General features: G+C 68.7%; 20 protein-coding genes. 9 read left to right on the plus strand and 11 right to left on the minus strand.

Annotated elements, in window-relative coordinates; genetic code table 11:
- Positions 1-71 precede the first annotated feature (71 nt).
- Entirely contained in the window at positions 72-914 is an 843-nt protein-coding gene (locus HUA75_RS38295) for a hypothetical protein (RefSeq protein WP_246137490.1), read from the minus strand.
- A 471-nt stretch (positions 915-1,385) separates the two neighbouring features.
- Here HUA75_RS38295 and HUA75_RS38300 point away from each other — a divergent pair, with 471 nt between their 5' ends.
- On the plus strand, positions 1,386-1,604 hold the full coding sequence (locus HUA75_RS38300; protein ID WP_371746292.1) for a DHCW motif cupin fold protein: 219 nt from the start codon (positions 1,386-1,388) through the stop codon (positions 1,602-1,604).
- 25 nt (positions 1,605-1,629) lie between these two features.
- On the opposite strand, the gene HUA75_RS38305 is transcribed toward HUA75_RS38300, so the two are convergent.
- The 4 genes from HUA75_RS38305 to HUA75_RS38320 all read right to left on the minus strand — a co-directional run bounded on the left by HUA75_RS38305 (position 1,630) and on the right by HUA75_RS38320 (position 5,159).
- Positions 1,630-2,043 (minus strand): hypothetical protein, encoded by a 414-nt coding sequence (locus HUA75_RS38305; protein WP_141645857.1) that lies wholly within the window; start codon positions 2,041-2,043, stop codon positions 1,630-1,632.
- Positions 2,044-2,114: 71 nt separating this feature from the next.
- Entirely contained in the window at positions 2,115-2,927 is an 813-nt protein-coding gene (locus tag HUA75_RS38310; RefSeq protein WP_174478891.1) for a carbohydrate ABC transporter permease, read from the minus strand.
- A complete protein-coding gene (locus HUA75_RS38315; protein WP_174489254.1) occupies positions 2,924-3,823 on the minus strand; it encodes a carbohydrate ABC transporter permease in 900 nt (299 codons plus the stop codon). The genes HUA75_RS38310 and HUA75_RS38315 overlap by 4 nt, the downstream gene beginning before the upstream one ends.
- Before the next feature lie 49 nt (positions 3,824-3,872).
- The gene (locus tag HUA75_RS38320) at positions 3,873-5,159 is read right to left on the minus strand and encodes an ABC transporter substrate-binding protein (protein WP_174489255.1); all 1,287 of its coding nucleotides are present in this window, start codon (positions 5,157-5,159) and stop codon (positions 3,873-3,875) included.
- Between the two features lie 237 nt (positions 5,160-5,396).
- Here HUA75_RS38320 and HUA75_RS38325 point away from each other — a divergent pair, with 237 nt between their 5' ends.
- The 4 genes from HUA75_RS38325 (at position 5,397) to HUA75_RS38340 (ending at position 9,533) form a co-directional block, all read left to right on the plus strand.
- On the plus strand, positions 5,397-5,816 hold the full coding sequence (locus HUA75_RS38325; protein ID WP_141642807.1) for an STAS/SEC14 domain-containing protein: 420 nt from the start codon (positions 5,397-5,399) through the stop codon (positions 5,814-5,816).
- Positions 5,817-5,971: 155 nt separating this feature from the next.
- Positions 5,972-6,382 carry an STAS/SEC14 domain-containing protein gene (locus tag HUA75_RS38330; RefSeq protein WP_141642806.1) on the plus strand — a complete coding sequence of 137 codons (411 nt, stop codon included), beginning with the start codon at positions 5,972-5,974 and terminating at the stop codon, positions 6,380-6,382.
- 452 nt (positions 6,383-6,834) lie between these two features.
- Positions 6,835-8,136 (plus strand): cytochrome P450, encoded by a 1,302-nt coding sequence (locus HUA75_RS38335; RefSeq protein ID WP_141642805.1) that lies wholly within the window; start codon positions 6,835-6,837, stop codon positions 8,134-8,136.
- Between the two features lie 329 nt (positions 8,137-8,465).
- Positions 8,466-9,533: a fatty acid desaturase family protein gene (locus HUA75_RS38340; RefSeq protein WP_174489256.1), complete on the plus strand. Its 1,068-nt coding sequence runs from the start codon at positions 8,466-8,468 to the stop codon at positions 9,531-9,533.
- Positions 9,534-9,636: 103 nt separating this feature from the next.
- Here the strand turns inward: HUA75_RS38340 and HUA75_RS38345 are convergent, their stop codons facing one another.
- Positions 9,637-10,632 carry a DUF4846 domain-containing protein gene (locus HUA75_RS38345; RefSeq protein WP_174489257.1) on the minus strand — a complete coding sequence of 332 codons (996 nt, stop codon included), beginning with the start codon at positions 10,630-10,632 and terminating at the stop codon, positions 9,637-9,639.
- Between the two features lie 206 nt (positions 10,633-10,838).
- Between HUA75_RS38345 and HUA75_RS38350 the strand changes: the two genes are divergently transcribed.
- Positions 10,839-11,438, plus strand: coding sequence for a CDP-alcohol phosphatidyltransferase family protein (locus HUA75_RS38350; protein WP_174489258.1), 600 nt, complete (start codon positions 10,839-10,841; stop codon positions 11,436-11,438).
- Positions 11,439-11,445: 7 nt separating this feature from the next.
- Here HUA75_RS38350 and HUA75_RS38355 read toward each other — a convergent pair whose 3' ends face one another.
- Together HUA75_RS38355 and HUA75_RS38360 are read right to left on the minus strand one after the other, a co-directional pair.
- Entirely contained in the window at positions 11,446-11,667 is a 222-nt protein-coding gene (locus HUA75_RS38355; RefSeq protein WP_141642801.1) for a hypothetical protein, read from the minus strand.
- A 66-nt stretch (positions 11,668-11,733) separates the two neighbouring features.
- Complete coding sequence (locus tag HUA75_RS38360; RefSeq protein WP_254627988.1) at positions 11,734-12,384, minus strand: hypothetical protein; 651 nt, start codon at positions 12,382-12,384, stop codon at positions 11,734-11,736.
- Positions 12,385-12,646: 262 nt separating this feature from the next.
- Between HUA75_RS38360 and HUA75_RS38365 the strand changes: the two genes are divergently transcribed.
- Positions 12,647-13,963 (plus strand): thioredoxin domain-containing protein, encoded by a 1,317-nt coding sequence (locus tag HUA75_RS38365; protein ID WP_141642799.1) that lies wholly within the window; start codon positions 12,647-12,649, stop codon positions 13,961-13,963.
- A 19-nt stretch (positions 13,964-13,982) separates the two neighbouring features.
- On the opposite strand, the gene HUA75_RS38370 is transcribed toward HUA75_RS38365, so the two are convergent.
- Positions 13,983-15,194 (minus strand): murein transglycosylase A, encoded by a 1,212-nt coding sequence (locus HUA75_RS38370; protein WP_174489260.1) that lies wholly within the window; start codon positions 15,192-15,194, stop codon positions 13,983-13,985.
- A 140-nt stretch (positions 15,195-15,334) separates the two neighbouring features.
- Entirely contained in the window at positions 15,335-15,724 is a 390-nt protein-coding gene (locus HUA75_RS38375; protein WP_174489261.1) for an amidohydrolase family protein, read from the minus strand.
- Between the two features lie 222 nt (positions 15,725-15,946).
- Between HUA75_RS38375 and HUA75_RS38380 the strand changes: the two genes are divergently transcribed.
- Together HUA75_RS38380 and HUA75_RS38385 are read left to right on the plus strand one after the other, a co-directional pair.
- Positions 15,947-18,577, plus strand: a complete 2,631-nt coding sequence (locus HUA75_RS38380) for a TonB-dependent receptor domain-containing protein (protein WP_174489262.1) — start codon at positions 15,947-15,949, stop codon at positions 18,575-18,577.
- Between the two features lies 1 nt (position 18,578).
- The gene (locus HUA75_RS38385; RefSeq protein ID WP_174489263.1) at positions 18,579-19,766 is read left to right on the plus strand and encodes a hypothetical protein; all 1,188 of its coding nucleotides are present in this window, start codon (positions 18,579-18,581) and stop codon (positions 19,764-19,766) included.
- A 25-nt stretch (positions 19,767-19,791) separates the two neighbouring features.
- Here the strand turns inward: HUA75_RS38385 and HUA75_RS38390 are convergent, their stop codons facing one another.
- Positions 19,792-20,883, minus strand: coding sequence for a 2-oxoglutarate and iron-dependent oxygenase domain-containing protein (locus HUA75_RS38390; RefSeq protein ID WP_141642794.1), 1,092 nt, complete (start codon positions 20,881-20,883; stop codon positions 19,792-19,794).
- Positions 20,884-21,031: the final 148 nt, after the last annotated feature.

The following is a 21,031-nucleotide window of genomic DNA, read 5'->3' on the forward strand; positions in this document are numbered from 1 at the left end:
GGCAGGACGCCCGGCATCGGCGGTGAGCTCCGGATGCCGGGCGTTGCGTGGGTTGGAGTCGTGGGCAGGGGTTACTTGACGCAGTTGCCCCAGCCGCGCTTGCCATTGACGACGGTCATCTCCCAGAAGCGGGTACCGGCGTTGTAGTCGATGCTCACGCCGTCCGTGTAGCTGCTGGTATTGAAGTGGCCGCCGATGCCGGAGAGGAGGCAGGCGACGCTGTCGGGGTTGTAGGCGAGGTTCTCGGTGAAGCCGCCCGGATCTCCAGCGACCCAGAGCCAGCCACCGTGGTTCTCGGGCACGTCGACACACACGGCGCTGCCGCCACCATCGCCCGCGAGGTTTCCACCGAGGTACCAGTTGAGGCCGTCACTCCAGACGCGGACATAGTCCGAGTTGGAGTTGAAGCCGCCAGAGGCCTCGATGGAGGTGAGGAAGCAGCGACGCTGCGCGGTGGCGGCGCCGAGGAGCTTCGCGGCGGAGCCCTGGTACCAGGACACCTCGGCCGTCCGGTTGGCGGCGGTGGCGAGGCACTGGATGCCAGTGGAGAGCGCCTTGCTGTTGTTCTGGCTGACGTACACGGTCCAGTTGCCGCCGCTGATGAACGTGCCGGTGCCGCTCCAGCTTCCGGTGACGCGCGGCACGAGGTTGCCCTGGACGCCAGAGAGGAAGCAGGTGCGGTTGGTGGCGGTGCCGATGGCGGTGGAGGTGAAGCCGTTGGTGGAGGTGCCCCACCAGTACGTGCCGCCGAGGGCGACGCCCTGCTCGACCTGCGCCGGGGATTCGTCACCGGCCACGGGTGCGGTGTCCGTGGGCTGCTCCAGAGGCTCTCCGCCGCAGCCGACAGTGAGGGCGGTGAGTGGCAGTGCGAACAGCAGGTTGCGCACGGCCTGTCGTGAACACATCGAGTGCATGAGTGGGCCCATTCCTTGTGAGTGAGTCGCCGAGGCGTGCTGGAGCGCGGTGATATGCGCAGGGCACGCCGACGGTGTCCCCGTGACGCGGGCCGCGGGGTGCGGACCTGTTTCATCACGGAGCGGGGACACGCAGAGCAACTCGGGTGCCAGGGGATTCGGGGCACCGTGACGTGGGGATGATGCAGGTCTTGCACTGTTTCGTGAGGAGGTCCGTGCAAGTGCTGCTCGGTGTTGCAGGGGTTGCACGGTGGGACGGTGCTCAACGCCTTTCGGCAGCAGCCGTCCGTCCAACACCTTGTAGAGTGAAGGCCCAGCCGCCCCCCTGCCGCACGAGCCCTGTTTCTGAAAGGAGCCGATCCTGAAGATCTCGAACATTCCCTTCTGCACGACGGACTGGAGCGCGCTCCAGCCAACGGAGCACCCAGGGGTCTCTGGGAAGGGCTCTGGCGGACTCTCCAGGCGGGAGACATCCGGGTCCGGCTCGTTGAGCACACCCCCAGGTACATGGCGGACCACTGGTGCAGCCGCGGCCACATCCTGCTCGTGCTCGAGGGAACGCTGCTCACCGAGCTGAAGGACGGACGGCGTTTCGAGCTCGGGCCGATGATGAGCTACCAGGTCGCGGACGACGACGGGGCCCACCGCTCATCGACAGAGACAGGAGCCAGGCTCTTCATCGTGGACTGACGTCGCGAGTGTTCCCCTGGCGGCGTCACATGCGAGGCTTGCATGCTGACAAGCTCAAGCCCACCCGTGGGAGCAGGCGCCGTCGCATCAGTCCCCCCAGCGTCACGATGAAGGGAAGCAGTGTCTCGACGAGCAAGAGAACAGGGTACGCCCGCGCTTCGGGCGAAGAGAGTTCGGCCCGGAGCATCGGGCCGACGTCAGCGCTGAAGAAGTCGTTCTGTAGCCAGACGAAGGCCCAGAGGACCGACAGTGCACAGGCCACGCGCCACAGTCCGTCTCGGCGCCACAGCACCAGCAGCGCACAGAGCGCGGACATCATGACGGTCGCAATGACCGGAACGGGCTCCCAGGGGGCCTGCTGCTTGTCCAGCACCTCTGCCCAGCACAAGCCAGGGAACAAGATGACGCCCAGGGCGACCCGGTATGTGTGTCTTTCCATGGGTGTGGCTCTCCAGCCTCGGTCCTCACCGGACTGCAAGGAGTCCGCCAACCAGTCACGAGAGCCTCCACCTACTCTTTCACCGCGCCCGCCGTGAGTCCCGACACAATCCTTCGCTGGAACAGCACGGTGAGCACCACCAGGGGCAGCGTGGCCACCACGGACGCCGCGGCAATCTCTCCCCATGGCTCACGGTACTCGCTGGCGAACAGGCTGATGGCCACGGGCACCGTTCTCTTCTCCGGCGTCGTCAAGAACGTCAGCGCGAACAGGAACTCGTTCCACGCGAAGATGAAGACGAGAATCGCGGTCGTCGCCAGCCCCGGCGCCGCCAGTGGCAACAGCACGCGGCGGAACGCCTGGAACGGCGTGCAGCCATCCACCCGCGCCGCTCGATACAGCTCGTCCGGGAGCTGCCGGAAGAACGACGTCAGCACCCACAGCGTCAGCGGCATCGCGAACGTCGCATAGGGCAACGCCAGTCCCACCAGGCTGTCCCTCAGGCCCACGGCGCGCAAGATGAGATACAGCGGGCTCACCGTGGCAATCGGCGGAAACATGCTCACCGCCAGCGCCGCGCTCAACAGCAACCCCTTGCCTCGGAACTCCAGCTTCGCCAGGGCGAACGCCGCCGCCGAGCCAATCACCAGACAGAACACCGTCGTCAGCGCAGCCACCACCAGCGAGTTCAACACCACTCGCAAGAAGGGCCTCCCCCACAGCACGCTCACGTAGCTCTCCAGCGTCAGGTGCGAGGGCCACGGCCTTGTCAGCTCGCCATCCGGCCACAAGCTCGTCAGCACCTGCCAGAAGAACGGCCCCAGGAAGAACGTGAGGAACGCCACCACCGCCAGCGCCGTCCCCAGGCCCGCGCGCTGTCTCATCGCGCCTCCTCCTGCCGCCCCAGCAATCGCAGCCACACCGCCGCCAGCACGACGACGCACAGGAACGTCGCCACCGACAGCGTGCTCCCGTACCCGAAGTCCCCCGAGCGCATCAGCGTCTTGTACGCGTAGATGCTCAGCGTCTCCGTCGTGTTCGCCGGCCCTCCTTCCGTCAGCACGTAGATGGCGTCGAACACCCGGAACGCATCCAACGAACGGAACAGCAACGCCAGCAGCAACGCCGGCTTCAACAGCGGCAAGGTGATGGAGCGGAACGTCCGCCACGACGACGCACCGTCCACCCTCGCCGCCTTGTAGAGGTCCTCCGGAATGCCTTGCAGCCCCGCCAGCACCAGCAGCGCCACGAAGGGCGTGGTCTTCCACACGTCCACGAGGATGGCCGCGTGCAGCGCATACCCGGGCGCGCCCAGCCAGTTGATGTCACTCCCCAGGAGCATGCGGTTGATGAGCCCGTAGTCCGGATTGAACATCCACGCCCACAGCCTCGCGCTCACCACCGTGGGAATCGCCCACGGCACCAGCACCGCCGCGCGCAGCAACCCTCGCCCCGGAAACGCGCGCTGGAGCAGCAGCGCCAGCGGCACCGCGAGCAACAGCTCCACCCCCACGGCCACCACCGTGAAGTACGCCGTGTTCCCCAGCGCCGACCAGAACCTCGCATCCCCGAGCAGGTACGCGTAGTTCCCCAACCCCACGAAACGCCGCTCACCGAAGACGAGGATGAAGCGGTGCAGGCTCAGCCACACCGCCGCGAGAATCGGATACAGCGCCACCGCCGCGAGCACCAGCACCGCCGGCGCCACCAACCAGTACGCCTGCCTCCGCTCCCGCTCCAGCGAGCCCCTCGCACGCGCCCCTCGCCCCTCGGAGGTCATCGCGCCGCCTCCTCGAAGCCCCGTACCCGTCCGCCCGATGCCCCCGCGCTCATCGCCCCTCCCCCATCAAATGGTCCACCTGCTTCTGCGCGCGCTTCAGCGACGCCTCGGGCGAGCGCAGTCCCGCCACCGCCGCGGAGAACTCGCTCTGCAACACATCTGAAATCAGGTTGTAGTACGGCGTCACCGGCCTGGGCCTCGCGCGCTCCGCCATCTCCCGCAGGCCCGCGATGAATGGCGAGCTCTCCTTCAACCTCGCATCGTCATACACAGACGCCCGGGGCGGATTGCGCGCGTAATGCACCGCCAGCACCAGGTTCGCCTCCGGCGACGTCAGGTGTGAGATGAGCTTCGCCGCCAGCTTCCGCCGCTCCGGCGACACATGCGCGTTCACCGCGAGCTGATACCCACCCAGCGTCCCGAATCCCGGCTCGCCACTCACCGTCGGCAACGGCGCCATCCCCACCTTGCCGCGAATGGGCGAGCCCTCCTTCTGCGCCTCGCTCCACGCATACGGCCAGTTGCGCATGAACACCGCGCGCCCCTCCTGAAAGATGCGCCGAGCCTCCTCCTCCCCAAACCCCATCACCGTCTCCGGAGACACCCCGCTCACCAGCAAGCCGCGCAGATACGCGAGCGCCTCGCGCGCCGCCTCCGTCTCCAACAACACGCGCCCGTGCTCCCCCATCGCGTCCCCGCCGTGCCCCCACAGCGCCTCAAAGACATTACAACTCAACCCCTCGTACTGCCGGCCCTGCCACACGAAGCCCTGGATGCCCGGCACCTTCGCCTTCGCGTCCAGCGCGAAGCGCTCCAGCTCCGCGTACGTGCGCGGCGCCCGAGGCACCAGGTCCGTCCGGTAGTACAGAACGCCCACGTCCAGGTACCAGGGCACCGCGTACGTCCGCCCCTCCACCACCACCGCCTCCACCGGCCCCGGCAGGAACTCCGCGCGCAGCCGCTCCGGCGGGAACTCCACGGACAGGTCCGCTATCCACCCCGCGCGCGCGAACTCCGGCACCCACACCACGTCCGCCACCAGCACGTCGAAGTCCTTCGCCCCACCCTCCAACGACGTGAGGAAGAACTGGTGCGCTAAATCCGAGGAGTTCGGCAGCGCCTCCGTGACGAGCGTCACCCCGGGGTTGTCCCGCTCGAAGCCCGCCAGCAACGCCCGGAAGGGCTCCGGCGGCCCCCACAGCGGCTGGTACTTCAGCACCAGCCGCGTGGCCCCCGCCCCATCACGCCCTTCGTCCGAGCCCGAGCCGCCCCGCCGGCACCCCGCCGACAGCACCGCGACACCCAACACGAACACGACGAAGAACGAGCGGACCATGGGTGCCCGGCATGTCTCCAACCCTCCACGCCACCGTCAACCCACTCCGACGACCCACGGTTCTCACCCCAACACCCCCACGAGCACCTCGGAGGCCCCACGTCGGGTAATTCGTGCCCATTTGGAGAAAAACGCCCCTCTGGAACTCCAGGGACCAAACCCAGGGCGTCCGTTTGCCTTCACCCCGGGAACGGGCGTTATCCTTCCGACAGACTGGACCTCTGGGTGGGGGATGACATGGTGGAGAAGGCTCGGGAGTGGAAGTACGGCGCGCATCGGGTTCGCATCGAGCCGCCTGACATCGCGGTGGCGACCTTCGAGGGCCCCATCACGATGGACGACGTGAAGCGCACCTCCGAAATCTACAAGGAGGTCTTCACCGTCCTCGGCCCCTACTACATCCTCGCGGAAATCGGCCGCTCCCAGATTGAGGCCGCCGGCCGCCGCTACCTGTCCGAGAACAACCGCTCCGAGTGGTTCAAGGGCTGCGTCTACGTCGGCGCCGACATCGTCCAGCAGACCTTCGGCAAGGCCATCTCCCTCGCCATGCTCTTCACCGGCAAGTCCAGCTTCGAGACCACCTTCGTCAAGACGCTCGACGACGCCCGCGCCTGGGTCCAGCAGAACCGCGCTCGCTCCCAGCGAAAGGCCGGCTGAGTCTCGCTTCACGGGCTGTGTGAAGTCTGACACCCCCGCTGTCTCCTTCCAGACCCAGGCCCCCTCCGAAAGTCCTGGTTTGGGAGGGAAGACTGGATTCTCGCTCCCTGTTGCCACGGGCGGTATGCTTGTGTCGTCAGCCCAAGGGAGCGCCCATGCAGCAACAGGAATGGAAGTTCGGTGCCCACCAGATTCGCCACGAGGCCCCGGACCTGGTGGTGGCCGTGTTCAGCGGCATGCTGAATCTGGAGGACATGAAGCGGGCCGTTGAAATCTACGGCCAGGTCGCCAAGAGCGGCGGCTATTACATGATTGCCGATATCGGCAACTCGCAGCTCCAGGCGGAAGCCCGCCGGTACCTGTCCGACAACAGCAAGGCGGAGTGGTTCAAGGGCTGCGTCTACGTCGGCGCGGACATGGTCCAGCAGACCTTTGGCAAGGTCATCTCGCTGGGCATGTTCCTGACGGGCAAGTCGGAGTTCAAGACGGAGTTCGTCAAGACGATGGCCGAGGCCCACGCCTGGGTGGAACAGCAGCGCCGCGCCAACCTCCGCAAGAGCGGCTGAGCGCACCCGGTCCGCCTTTTCCGTCGTCTGCTTCAACCTTCGCGGTGGCCCCTGTCCGGGGCCCCGCCGCCCCCCCGGGCCCAGCTCGCGCCTGTAACCGGGTTGAGCGCTGTTTCCTCTCCGAGGACGCGCTCCCCGTACCCCTGGTGCCTGCTGGATTTCTCACAATCCAAGCCGATGCGACGTCCGGCCGTCCGGGCAAACCCCCGGAATCAGGCGTGTTCTACAAATACTGAACCTTCGTGGTGTCACAAGAGACCAGTTTCACTAAAAAAATCGCACCATACTGGCATGAACCCGGGAAATTGAGGTATAGGCGGTCATTCTGGAGCCCCCATCGCGCCCGGTATTCCAAGTCAGGGCTCCGGAAGCCGGCTGTGCCCCATGCCTCAACCATCCTTTGTCCGAGCGGTGAGCTGGGGGGGCCCGCGCTCGAACTGACGAGTGACGCCATGCCCGTAACGGTTCAGAAGCAGGAAGAGACCGGTGTTCCGGCCCACGCCCCCGCCTCGCGATGCCCTCACCTGGGGGCGCAGTACAACCCCTTCGCGGGGCCGCACGTCGACAACCCCCACCCCTTCTTCGAGAAGCTGCGCAAGGAAGAGCCGGTCAGCTTCAGCCCGATGCTGGGCATGTGGCTGGTGAGTCGGAACGACGACATCCTCCAGGTACTCAAGGACACGTCGCGCTTCTCCAACCGGGACATGCTGGTGAGCGGCACCCACCTCACGGAGGAGGCGAAGGGCATCCTCGCGCAGGGCTTTCCCATCGCCCACGTGCTGCTGGGCATGGACCCCCCGGAGCACACCCGCCTGCGACGGCTGATGAACCGGGGCTTCACCGCGCAGCGCATCTCCGGCATGGCGCCCTTCATCGAGAAGATGGCGCGCCAGCTGGTGGGCCGCTTCGCGCAGGAAGGTCACGCGGACCTGGTGGAGCAGCTGGCCTATCCGCTGCCCGCCCACGTCATCCTCGGCGTCATGGGCGTGCCGCAGGAGGATGTCTGGAAGATAAAACGCTGGAGCGCGGACTGGCAGCAGCTCACCTTCGAGCACGTCCCGCCGGAGAAGCAGCCGGAGATGGCTCGCGGCGTGATTGAGTTCCAGCGCTACTGCATCCAGCTCATCGAGGAGCGGCGCAAGGCGCCCCAGGAAGACCTCATCAGCTACCTGGTGGAAATCGAGGCCGACGGCGAGGCGCTCACGCTGCACGAGCTGGTGATGGCCATTGGCGCGTCCATGCTGTCCGCCGGCCACGAGTCCACCACGGCGATGATGTCCAACACCTGGAAGCTCGCCCTGGAGCACGGCCTCTGGAAGCGCCTGCGGGACAACCGCGAGCTCGTCCCGAAGTTCATCGAGGAGGGCTGCCGCTACGACTCCGTCCAGCACGCGATGATTCGCACCGCCCTGGAGGACGTGGAGGTCGGCGGCGTCCAACTGCCCAAGGGCTCACGGCTCCTCATGCTGTACGCCGCCGCCAGCCGGGACGAATCGCTCTGCCCCCACTCGAACAAGCTCGACGTGGACCGCGAGAAGCCGCCCCAGCACCTCACCTACGGCCGTGGCACGCACTTCTGCCTGGGCGCGCCCCTGGCCCGGCTCCAGGCGCAAATCACCACCAACGTCCTCCTGGACGCACTGGAAGACCCGCGCATGGTCCCCAACCAGGACCACGGCACCTGGCAGAGCATCGTCCTGCGCCAGATGCGGCACCTGAAGGTGGAGTGGACGCCGTCCGCGGCTGTCCCGTAGCCACCGCCCCCGGGAAATCGGCGCTTCCCGCGCCTCCCCATCCATGTCATGAGCCGGGCCCTGCGGACCTTCATCGGTCTCCAGGGCCCGGCGCATGTCTGGGCTCTGACTTCAGTGGACCCGTGCCTCCCACAAGCGGTCCACTCGCACCCGGCTTCCGGCCAGAGTCGGAGTCACTGTCGACCCTCATGGGGTTTCGGCGGACTTCACTTGGCTGTTTGAAACGGGCGTGCGTACGTTACAGAGAGAAATTTCTTGCCATACTGGCCGTTCTTGCGAGAAAGAGTCCTGGAATACCCTGCTTGCTCGTAAAGACGAAGGAGCCCCCCATGTACGCCGAGGTCATAGACGAAGCGGATGTGCAGTTCGCGCGGCGCGTCGATCGGCAGGCGCTGGCGAAAATGACCCGGGAGATGTCCCGTGTGAGCAACGTGAGGGCGCTGTGGGCGCTCAGCACGCAATGGCTCGTCATTGTCGCGGCGTTTGCCGCGGTTGTGTGGGTGGACCGGTGGTGGGCCTGGCCCATCGCGGCCCTGGTCATCGCCACGCGTCAGCACGCGATGCTCGCGCTGATGCACGAGGCGGCGCACTACCACTTCCTGTCGAACCGGAAGGTGGGTGACGTGGTGGCGGACTTCCTGTGCGCCTTCCCGCTGAACATGACGACGGCGGGCTACCGGCACCAGCACATGGAGCACCACCGCCACGTCAACACGGCGAAGGACCCGTACTGGGCCTCCATGCAGCAGGACCCGTCCTGGCACTTCCCGCGCACGCCGATGCGCGCCGCGGCGGTGTTCATGGGCGACGCGCTGGGCCTGTACGCGCCCAACCACCTCAAGGTGGTGTTGCCGTGGACGTACTGGGGCCGGCTCCTGGGCGGCGCGAAGCCCAAGGTCTCCGCCGCCGAGCACGTGCGCTACGTCATCTACGTCGCCGCGCTGCTCACCACGCTGGTGATGACGGGCGCGTGGCTGCACTGGCTGCTGTTGTGGGTGCTCCCGACGACGACGGTGATGATGGCCTTCTTCCGGATGCGTGCGCTGGGCGAGCACCCGCTGGACGCCGAAATCAAGGGCGACGAGACGCGCGAGACGCGCGACGTGAAGGGCACACTGCTGGAGAACTTCTTCGTGGCGCCGCTCAACTGCAACTACCACCTCACGCACCACGCCTTCCCGTCCGTGCCCTTCTACAACCTGCCCGTCATGCACGAGGAGTTGGACAAGGCGGGCATGCTCGAGGACGGGGTGAACCGCTTCGACACGTACCTGGGCAAGCACAACAGCCTGGTGAAGTACCTGACGCGCAAGCCCGCCACCGTCGCGGAGGCCCTGCCCGCCGCCACGCCGACGCCGACTCCGGCTTCGGGCGTGAGGATGCCGCTGCACTCGTAGCCTCGTGACGACGCACGCATCGCCCTGGCGAGCGAGGCGTTGGCCGCTGTCAGTCACCGTCGGGGTGGGGGCCCCGCGGAGAACGACAGGTCGACGACACGCCTCACGGGAAGCGACGCAGCGACGTCCACGGGAAGGGCTTCCAGAAGGGCGTGCTCACCGCGTCGGCATCGAGCGGGAACCAGGGCCCCACGGAGTCACTCCCCGAGGAGAGGACATGGAAGTCCTGGGCGGGCATGAACCCTTGCCCCAGGAGCGCCACGCGGCGGCCCCCCGCGTCGGCCGCCACGTCCAGCACCAGCACCGTGTGCCCCGGGCTGCCGCCCAGCACGAAGAAGTCCCCGCCACGCAGCTCGTCTCGCGCGGGACGCCCCTTGGCGCTCTCCAGTGACAGCGTGCCCGCGTAGGTGAAGACCAGGTCCAGGTAGGAACGGAACGCCGCGCGAGAGCTGTCCGCCGCCGCGCTCCTCGCCCACGTCACCTTGGAGCCCGCGATGCGCGCCCGCTCTCCCGCCGCGTACTTCGGCCACGAGGCCAGGTGTCCGCTGGTGAAGCGATAGGCGATGCGCTCCCGTTGCTGACTGGACCACTGCCACTCCGCATGCAGCCGGATGATGGAGTCCGCGCACTGCTGGAGATTGGCCGAGCCGATGTCCAGCTCCGCCACCGCCGCCAGTCGAGCATCGTCGCCGGGCAACACCTCTCCGCCCCGGAAGTGCAGCACGGGCGTGCCCCGCGCGCGCAGGGGCAGGCCGCGCAGCCACGCGCCGAATGAGCCCGTCTCCAACGTCACGCGCGTGTAGCCCTCCGGCGCGGGGATGGCGAGCTCCAGTGGACGGACCTGGGCGTCCTTCGCCAGCCAGCCGTAGCGCGCCAGCTCCTCGCGCGTGGGGACGCGGGGCTCGGCGGAGGCGGTGGACTGCTCGGGGGCCCGTGAAGCCGCCGTCGCGAGCACCGTGCCCCGCAGGCGCGGCGCCAGCGGGCTGGCCCCCGAGGCTGCTGGCCACAACAGCGCCACCAGACAGGCCCGGGCGAGCCACGCCGCCCCGGTGCGAAGTGGAGAGGACGGGGAGAGGGGCGGACACTCGGATGCGGTCACGACGGGAGACTCCAGGCAGGTGGGGAGCGGCGCTCCGGATGGGAGGATTCTCGCCGCTCGAAGGTTCCCTCGCAGCCTCGCGTTTCGTGGAATGCGCACGCGCGTGAGGTCGCCTGCTCTCCGCCGGGCGATGACCGACGACTCGACGACACCTCCTCCTCCCCGGCAGGTGCGTGATGACGCTCGTGCACTACCTTTGAACGAAGATGCGCCGCCAGGCGAGCCTCGTGCTGCTCAACATCCTGTCCCTGTCCCGCCTCCCCATGGCGGTGGCCTTCATCGTCGAGTCCGACGCGAAGGTGCGCGCGGCGCTCGTCGTGCTGGCGGCCTTCTCCGACTTCCTCGACGGCTGGATTGCGCGACACAAGGGCCTGGCCACGCGACTGGGCGCGCTCATCGACCCGGTGGCCGACCGCGCCTTCATGGTGACGGCCATCCTCGTCTGCTACCTCGACGGCCTCATCGCCCTGCCGGAGGTCCTGTTGTTGCTGGTGCGGGACATCGGCACCGCGGTGGGCTTCATCGTCACCCGACTGGTGCCGAAGCTGCGACGGGTGGAGCTCAAGGCGCGGATGCTCGGCAAGGTGGTCACCTCGCTGCAACTGGTGACGCTCTTGTGCGTGCTGCTGTTTCCCCCCGCCGTGCGCCCGCTCGTCGCGCTCATCGCCGTGCTGTCGCTCGCCTCGGTGGTGGACTACACGCGCGCGGTGCTGCGCTCCCGGCGGAGGGCTCGGAGGGCTTCACCTGTCCCGCGCTCCGACGAACACGGGCCGCGGGGAACGCCTCTCCCCACGGCCCGTAAATAGAAGCGCCTCAGCCCGGAGGTGGAGACGCGGAGTCTTGCGAATCCGAGAGCCCCAGGGCCCGGTCGCGCTCGGGGGATGCGGCGGCGCGCTCGCCTTCACTCATCTCCGACCAGACATCGTCCAGGTCGTCCAACAAGGCATCCTCCTCGGGCGAACCACCCTGTGGATTTCGCGCACGCACACTCTCGAACTTGCGCAGCAGTGCGCGGTATCGGTCAAAGGCCGTCATGACGGGAACCTCCCTGCGAGCGACGACGAACCTGAACGCGAGCGACTGACGGGTCGCTCCCGCGTCTCAATTGTCCGGGTCCTCCTTCCGGAGCACCGAGATTTCCACCGTCTCGTGTTCACCCACCATGTCCACCACCGCGCTGACGCGATCTCCCGGGTCCAGGTCTCGCAAGCCCACGCTCTTTCCGTTGCGCAGCACCCGCGTCCGCGGAGTCACCTCCAGCGTCAGCGGCTCTCCACTGTCCTGCGCGATGACGACATCGGGAGGAGCCACCGAGCGCACCGCCCCCGTGAAGGTGGCCATCACCACCGCCGTCCCCGTCGGCGCCGGCACGTTGGAGCCAGCGGGCGGCACGTCGTTCTCCACCTGTCGTGGCGCGGTGCCAGCGCCCCCCGTGCCGCTCGCCTGGGTATCCGGCTCGGAACCCGCCCGCGCCTGGGTGCCCGAGCCGCCCGTGCCCTGCGCCTGGGCGCCGACCTGCGTGCGCAGCTTCGAGACTTCCTGGCGGAGCTGGCGGACCTCCGCGCGCAGCCCCGACATGCTGTTCCACAGCTCGGACACCTCGGCGGGTGTCGGCGTCTGTCCTGACGGAGGCACCGGCTTCACTTCCGAGGGGGCGGCCGGCGGCCGTGCCTCCTCGGACGCTGACTGCGCCTCCGCCGTACAGCCCCCCGCGCACAGCATGAGCGACAGGCTCGCGACCACGACCGCCATCCAGGCAACCTTCCCTCGCATGAGTCACGGCCTCCCTTCCTCCACAAAGGTGGGGCCTGCCCGCTCATGGACAACCGCCGAAATGGCGGGCAAGCGCCCCGAGAGCAGGCCACCAGGGCAGCGCTGGATGGCCCTCTCCCCTGAAGCCAGGTGCTCCGGCCGACAGGTCGGCCTGACTCGCACCCAGGTCCTCGAAAAAGAGCGCTGAAACTTTCGGCGCGCTCGGCGCACTCCGTGGCGTCACTTTTCCAGGAGTCGTGTCGTGAGCAAGCCATCCGTATGGGTGAGCCTCGTGGTGGGGCTCGTGTTGGGATTCGTGGGAGGCCGCACGTCGGCGCCCGCCGCTGCCCCCAAGGGCACCACTCCCACGCCAGCCGCCGTGGCCCAACCCTCCGACCGCCAGCGCCCTCCCATCTCTCCCGTCGTCTACAAGGTGCCGGTGGATGGCTCGCTCATCCACGGCGAGGAGAGCGCGCTCGTCACGCTCGTGGAGTTCTCCGACTACGAGTGCCCCTTCTGTGCTCGCGGCCACGCCACGGTGAAGCAGTTGCAGCAGCGTTATGGCGACAAGCTGCGCGTGGTGATGAAGCACCACCCGCTGGACATGCACCCGCGCGCCCGGCCCGCGGCGGTCGCGGCGCTGGCCGCCGGAGAGCAGGGGAAGTTCTGGCAGTACCATGACGTCCTCTTCGCCAACCCGAGGGCCCAGTCCGACGCGGACCTGGAGCGCTACGCGAAGGAGCTGGGGCTGGACGTCGCCCGCTGGAAGCAGGACCTGGCGGAGCCGAAGCTCGCCGAGCGCATCCGCCGGGATGAGGCGATGGCGATTCAGCTCGGCGCCACCGGGACGCCGGGCTTCTTCGTCAACGGCCGCTTCATCAACGGCGCCCAGCCGCTGACGGTCTTCACCGGCGTGGTGGACGAGGAGCTGAACAAGGCGGAAGCGCTGGTGAAGGGTGGCGTGCCCAAGGCGGACGTCTACGCTCGCATCATCGAGCGCGGCGTGGAGCGCCCGCCCGCGCCACCCGCTCCGGCGGAGCTGCCCCGGCAGCAGGTGGAGGTGGGTGAGGCGCCCTCGCGCGGCCCCGCCAACGCGCCCGTCACGCTGGTGGCGTGGTCCGACTTCGAGTGCCCCTTCTGCTCTCGCGCGGTGCCCACGCTGAAGGCGCTGGAGAAGGAGTACGAGGGCAAGCTGCGCGTGGCCTTCAAGCACCAGCCGCTGCCCAACCATCCCAACGCGAAGCTCGCCGCGTCCGCGTCCATGGCGGCGCACGAGCAGGGGAAGTTCTGGGAGTTCCACGACCTCCTCTTCGCCAACCAGCGGCAGCTCGACCGGGCGGCGATGGAGGGCTACGCGAAGCAGGTCGGATTGGATGTGACGCGCTTCAAGAATGCGCTCGACGCCAGGAAGTTCGACGCGCGCATCGACCTGGACTCGGCCGAGGGCACGCGGGTGGGCGCCGGGGGGACGCCCACGTTCTTCGTCAACGGCCGCCCCATCGTCGGCGCGATGCCCATCGACCACTTCCGTCGCATCATCGACGAGGAGCTGAAGAAGGCCGGCGTGGCCCAGCGCTGAGCCACCTCCGGGCCTCGCGTCACCGGGCTTCCACCACCGGGACGCGGGGCCTGGGCACCAGGAAGAGCAGCCGCCCCTTCTGCTTCATCATGCCCGCGGCCAGCTCCGCCTCGGGGCCTCGGCCCCAGAAGACATCCACGCGGCCCGCGCCCCGGATGGCTCCGCCCGTGTCCTGGTTGAACACGAAGCGCGCCAGCGGCCTCCACTGCACCGAACCATCCGCCATCTTCACCGGGTGGTCCGTGAGGATGAAGGCCAGGCCGCCCTTGGGGAACAGCCGCGCGTCCGTGGCGATGGAGCGGCCCGGTGTCACCTCCCTGCCCAGCGAGCCCACCGCCGCGCCGGGCAGGAAGCGGAAGAAGACATAGGACTCGTTGTAGTCGAGCACGCGGTCGCGCTCGGTGGGGTTCGCCGCCAGCCACGCTCGCAGCGCCTGCATGGACATCTGCTCTCGGGGAATCACTCCCTCCTGGATGAGCAGGGCGCCGATGCTCCGGTACGGACGGCCATTCGACGCGGCGTAGCCCACGCGACGCTCGCCGCCGTCATTCAGCCGCAGGGTGCCGCTGCCCTGCACCTCCATGAAGAAGAGCGACACCGGGTCCTTCACCCAGGCCAGCTCCAGCTTGCGCGGGCTCAGCCTGCCGCCGCGAATCTCGGCGCGGTTCCAGTAGGGCACCAGTCGCTTGCCCTCCAGTCGCCCGAAGACTCGCTCTGACGCGAAGCGCTCCGCGAAGGGCTCCAGCGGCACCTCGATGAGGTCATCGGGCGCGGACAGCACGGGGACGCGGTACTCGTCGGTTCGCGACAGGCTCGCTTCGAGCACGGGCTCGTAATAACCCGTGAAGAGCACGGTGCCGTCCTCGCCTCCAGCGGACTCGAGCAGGTCGAAGTCCTCCATCACCGCCTTCGACACCTCCAGCGAGGACATGCCGTCGGTGAGGCGCGCGCGCAGCCGCTCCAGGGCGGATACCAATTCTCCGGCCGTGACCTCGCGCGGGCCGTAGACAAAGCGCTGGTCCACCGGCCGCGTGCGCAGCCAGATGAGGCTCTGGTCCAGCGCGATGCGCAGGGACGCCGACTCGCCGTCGTCCACGAGCTTCACCGTGTCGGAGAACTCCACCAGTGCTTCCTGGGGACGGGTGACCGCTGGACGCGGCACGCGCGCACAGGAGGCGCAGACGAGGAGGAGCACCGTGAGCGAGACGCGTCGAGCGGACCGGGAGAGCATGGCCCCTGGTAACTACTCCAGCCGGAGCCCTCGCGACACTTCCGAGGAGCGTGCCGGAGGACGGAGGCTTCGCGAAACGCATGAGCGCGGCGCCATCGACGCGCCACCCCGCCTGGCTCCGAGGAGCGCTCCGCCAGCTCTCAGCGCGCGGGCGTCGCCACCGGGGACAGCGCTCCCTGGGCGTCCACCACCACCTTGCCGTCCTTCATCACGAAGCGCACCTGACGCAGCGCCTTGAGGTCCTTCAACGGGTCGCCCTTCACGGCAGTCAGGTCCGCGAGCCTTCCCGCTTCGAGCGTGCCCACCCGGTCCTGCATGCGCAGCAACTCCGCAGCATTCGCGGTCATCGCACGCAGCACGTCCACGGGAGGGACTCCTGCCTCGCCGTAGGCACTGAGCGCGCGCACCGTGGACTCGCCACGCGTCAGCCCCGGCACCGCGAGGTACATGTCCGAGCCCTTCGCGAGCCTGGGGCCCGCGCTCCAACAGCGCCCTCGCAAGGGGAACATCGCCGCGGCCGCCGCCTTCATCCTGGGTGCCGTGGCCGTGGATAGGTATTGCGCCAGGAGTCTCGGGCAAACCGTCCACCTGAGATGAATCTCATTGCCAGATGAACCTCATTTCCACACGGGCCGAGACAACCTGACTTTCATTGTGGTCACGTATAGGAGGTTTTTCAGCGCCCACACCCCCGCCCCCACACGATGACGCGACTCGGACCGTCTCTTCTCGCCCTTGCCCTGAGCGCCGTCGTGCCCCTTCGAGCCCAGGCCACTCCGCGGCCCGGCACCGAGTCCTCGCCGCCCTCCGCGCTCTCGGCCTCCGCGCTCCTTCCACCCACCCTGGCCGAGGACGCTCCCGCGCGGTTGCCTCAAGGCCTCCACCTGGACGCGCCCGTCACCGTCGAACTGGAGCTGACCGTCGACGAGGCCGGTGACGTCGTCGAGGCCCGCGTCGTGGGCGAGCCTCCCTCCGCGCTCGCCCAGGCCGCGCTGCACGCCGCACCCCGCTTGCGCTTCCACCCAGCCACCTCACAAGGGCAACCCGTCGCGGTGCGACTGCCCTTCACCTATCGCTTCGAGCCACCCCCCGTGGCCGCCCTCCGCGCGGTGCTCACCGGCCGGGTGCGCGCCAAGGGCACACGCAAGCCCATCGCCGGAGCCGCCGTGCGCGCCGACGCGGCGACAACGGAGACAGACGCGCAGGGACTCTTCCGACTGGAGCTGCCCCCCGGCGCGCATGCGCTGAAAATCACCGCGCCCGGGCATCGGCTGCTGATGCTCACCGAGACGCTCGACGCGAGCCAACAACTGGAGGTGCTGTACTCGCTGGAGCCGCTCGCGGTGAACCCTTACGAGACAGTGGTGCGCGCGGACCGGCCGCGCACCGAGGTCTCCCGCGTCACGCTGCACGAGCAGGAGCTGCGCGAGGTCCCCGGCACCATGGGCGACCCGTTCCGCGTGGTGATGCTCATGCCGGGGGTGACGACGCTCGCCTCGGGGCTCTCCTATCCCGTGGTGCGCGGAGTGCAGCCCGCCGCCAGCGCCTTCTACGTGGACGGCGTGCGGGTGCCCTTCCTGTACCACCTGCTCGTCGGCAACGCGGTGGTGTACCCGGACCTCGTCGAGTCACTCGACTTCCAGGTCGGTGTGCCCTCCGCGCGCTACGGCAGCCTGCTGGGCGGCGCGGTGGACGCGCACGTGAGCCGGCCGCGCGAGGAGGGCTTGCACGGCAGCGCCTACCTGGACCTCATCCACGCGGGCGCGTTCCTCGAGGTCCCCTTCCCCGAGACGGGCACCACCGTCACCGCCGCCGCGCGCATCAGCTACATGGGCCTCCTCATCACCCGCATCGCCAACAGCCTCACCGGGCCGTCGTCGACCACGATAGGCGGCAACGTGTACTCGGAGCCCGGCGAGCCCAGGTTGTACGCGGACTATTGGGACTACCAGACGCGCGTGGAGCAGCGCGTGGGCCAGGGCAGCCTCCGAGTCCTCGCGCTCGGCACGTCGGACGCGGTGGGACTCACGGCGCGCATCCCCACGCAGAACTCGGGCGGCCTGGGCCTGCTGTTCCACCGGCTCGACTTGCGCGGGCGCCACCCCTTCGCGAGCGGCGAGGCGGAGGTGGGCCTGACGCTCGGGTATGACCGGATGAGCCTCGCCTACAACAAGGGCAACATCGCGTCCGGTCGCTACGAGCTGACCCAGGGCAGCGTCGCCCTGCGCACGGGCTACACACGCGAGCTGTCCTCCGAGCTGAACCTGGAGGTCTTCGGGCACCTGGAGCGACGCGACGCGAGCATGGTGGCCATCGGCCTGTTCCGCCCCGTGGGCCCCGTCGACGGGAAGGACGCGTACTCGCGCCCTGGCATCCTGGGCACCTTCGCGGGCGTGGGCACGCAGCTCACCTGGCGGCCTTCCCCTCGGTGGACGCTGGTGCCGGGCCTTCGGCTGGACAGCTACCACGGCTTTGGGGACACGACACGGCTGGCGGTGGAGCCTCGGCTCGCGGTGCGGCATGCCCTCACGGACACGCTCACACTGAAGGCGGGCGCGGGCCTGTACCACCAGCCCGCGACGGTGCTGCTCCCCGTGCCCGCCGGAGAGATGCTCGCACTGGAGCGCGGACTCCAGCGCGCGGCGCAATTCTCGCTCGGCTCGGAGTGGCGACCCGGCGCGGAGTGGGAACTCTCCGCGGAGGCGTACTTCAACCCGCTCCTTCGCACGCTGGAGTTCAACTTCGAGGATGTGCTGAGCAACCTGCGGCGTCGGGGACTCGAGGCCGAGGACGTGGAGAGCCGGGGCCACAGCTACGGCGTGGAGCTGATGATGCGCAGGCCGCTGGGGCGACGCTGGTTCGGCTGGCTCACGTATGGCTTCAACCAGAGCCGGCGCTTCACGCGCTACGCGAAGGTGGGCCCGAACGGAGAGGAACTCGGCATGGCGGAGGACTACCTGCCCTATGCCTTCGAGCAGGCGCACTCCGTCAACGCCGCGCTCAGCTACCGCTTCGACTTCGTCACCGTGGGCGCGGTGGCGCACTTCAACACCGGCCGCCCCGAGACGGGCCAGTTCGGCTACCGCACCATGCGCGAGGGCCTGGGCGAGGACGGCGAGCCCGAGTGGAAACCCGTGAGCCGCGACGCGGTGGACCGCTTGCCCTCGTTCTTCCGCGTCGACTTCCGCGCCTCACGCAGCCTCGTCTTCAACAACTTCATGCTCGACGTGTACCTGGATGTCTTCAACGTCACCGCGCGCAGCGAGGTGCTGACCCGCGACTATGGCTACAACGACGAAGTGGGCCAGCCCGTGAGCCTGAAGCGCAAGAGCCTCGGCATCCCGGTGATTCTGCCCACGCTCGGCGTCAAGGGGACCTTCTGACATGCGCCACCTGCTCATGGGGCTCGCCTGCGCCATCACCTCGGCGGGCTGCGCGCTGGAGCCCGAGTCTCCCGTCTTCCTCTCCGGCACCGTGCTGGAGTCCGACGGCTCACCCTGGCGCGGCGCTCCGCTCACGCTGATGCGTCCGCGCCGGCTGGATGGACCCCAGCCGATCCCGGGACAAGCTCCGAATGGACGCCTCACGCTCGCGTACGAGCCCTGGGCCCAGGTGACTCCAGACGCGCAAGGACTGTTCCTCCACGAGCTGACCGCGCGCGACACCGGCGCGGACCAACTGGAGCGCCCATCCCCCTGGTCGAGCCTCAGCACCTTCCAGCTCCACCTGCCGCCCCTGGACGGCGCGAGGGACTTCCTGGCCATCCACTTCATGCTGGACGTGGACCTGCCGCCGCTGCGCCGCTGGGACAGCCAGCTGCGTGCGAGCGAGGACGCGGGCGGCGTACGCCTGACGTGGGTGGATGTGCCGCCGCTCGCGGACATCCCCGAGCACGGCTACTTCGTGCAGGCGCGTGGCGAGTCCGGCGTGGTGTGGAGCCAGGAGACGCGCTCCGGCGAGGCGTGGCTGGGGCCGGAGATGCTGGAGGACTTCGCGCCACCGCTCGCCTTCGTGCAGGCCCGAGCCGTGGGCGGGCGCAGTTGGTTCCTGAGCGTCCTGGAATACGTGGACGTGCATGAGGCGCCCCCGGTGCCGCTGCCCTTCACGGGACGCATCCCCTTCAGCCGAGGACAGCCGTGCGAGACGGACGACGGCGTCGTGGACCCGTGTCCCTTCACCGACGGCAAGCTCGAGTCGGTCAAGGTGCCGACGCCGATGTACGGCTCGCTGGAGCAGGTGCTCATCATCCGGCTGCGGGAGCCCGTCCATCCCCGCCGCGTGCTGATGCGAGGCCACAACAGCACGTTCATGGAAGAGGTCCTTCACGTGGAGGGCTCGCTGGAGGGCGGCGCATGGCAGCCGCTGGGCCAGGACACACTCATACTGGCGCTCGACACCCCGCCCCACACGGACGACAGGAACACGCAGGTGGCCTTCGAGCGCGACGTCGACGCGCCCCTCCGGGAAGACACGCCGCTCGTGGACCGCGTGCGCATCTACACCGCGAAACCGTCCAGCAACCCACCGATGCGCGGCTACTTCCACCAACTGCGCGAGGTGTCTGTCTTTTGAGGAGACACCCCGCGCGCGCCGCGCGTCACGCGTAGGGGTTGTAGAACTTCGCGAACGTGGCGCGGGCGAAGTCGCCGAACGTCATGCCCGGCTGGAAGGCGCCCACGCGCAGCTCCGCCGGGTCCGTGCCCTCGGGCGGACGCAGGCGCTCCTCGTTGTCGGGCTGCATGAAGACGGCGAACGTCGAGCGGGAGATGTTGCGGCTCGCCGGGTGCGCCAGCGCCTGCACCGCGTGCGGTGTCGCGCGCAGCAGTCCGCCCGTGACGATTTGCGCGCTCTCGCCAATCTGGAACGCGAGGCAGTCCTTGGGGATGACGACCTTGCGCTCCTCGCCACCGCGCGTGCGCACGTAGAGCCCCGCCTCCGGGTCCGGCACCGCGATGTCCTGCCGCGTCGGCTCCGAGGCCCCGGGCTCCGCGTCGAAGTACATGGCCGGACACAGCCCCGTCAGCGAACCGTGGTCACTGTGCCAGCCGCACCAGGAGTCGCGCGTGCGCGGCGTCGAGTCCTCGTTGATGGCGAAGTAGTAGAGCAGCCGCGCCTTGCACGCGCGGGACTCGCGGATGGTCCGCGCCAGTTGCGCATCCGGCGAGAGCCTCTCGCCCAGCCGCGCCGTCACGTACCGGTCGCACTGCGCCGCCACGAGCAACCCCACGTCCACCATCTTCCGCCCCAGGGCCTGGAATGCCGGGCGCAGCGCGGGAAAGTCCGGGTCCGGCCACACGTTGGGGTGGTAGTTCTCCGGGTACTTCTCCACCAGCGACGCATCCACCTGCGGCGAGTCGTACTGGGGATTGTTGTAATAGGAGCCCTTGAACTCGTCGAACTGGCCGGGCTTGAGCACTTCCTTGCCGTGGCTCCAGCCGAAGGAATAGCTGCTGCGCTCGTGGACGTAGCGGTCCTTCACGTCATTGGGCAGCGCGGCGAACCGGAAGCCCAGCGGCAACAACCCCTGCCGCAGCTCCACCAGCCCGGGGATGCCCCGGACGATGAGCAGGCCAATGCCGTCATACCCATACGCGCGCTCGATGTCGGCGGACAGGTCCGCGCCGTCCACCAGCTTCGCGTAATCGAGAACCACCACTCCGTCCTTCGCTCCCGCCACATCGCTGCTCATCCCGAACGCCTCGTCTCTTCTCCCCGGACCGCGTGGAAGGGGGGCGACGCGCGCCGTGCCCTTCCAGGGCCATGCGGAGGGCCCCAGCATAGCCGAGTCCCCGCGCGCGAGGACGGCGACGAAGCCCCGGCCGGTGCACAATGGGGGC

Source organism: Myxococcus sp. CA040A, from assembly GCF_013336725.1.
Lineage (GTDB): Bacteria > Myxococcota > Myxococcia > Myxococcales > Myxococcaceae > Myxococcus > Myxococcus llanfairpwllgwyngyllgogerychwyrndrobwllllantysiliogogogochensis.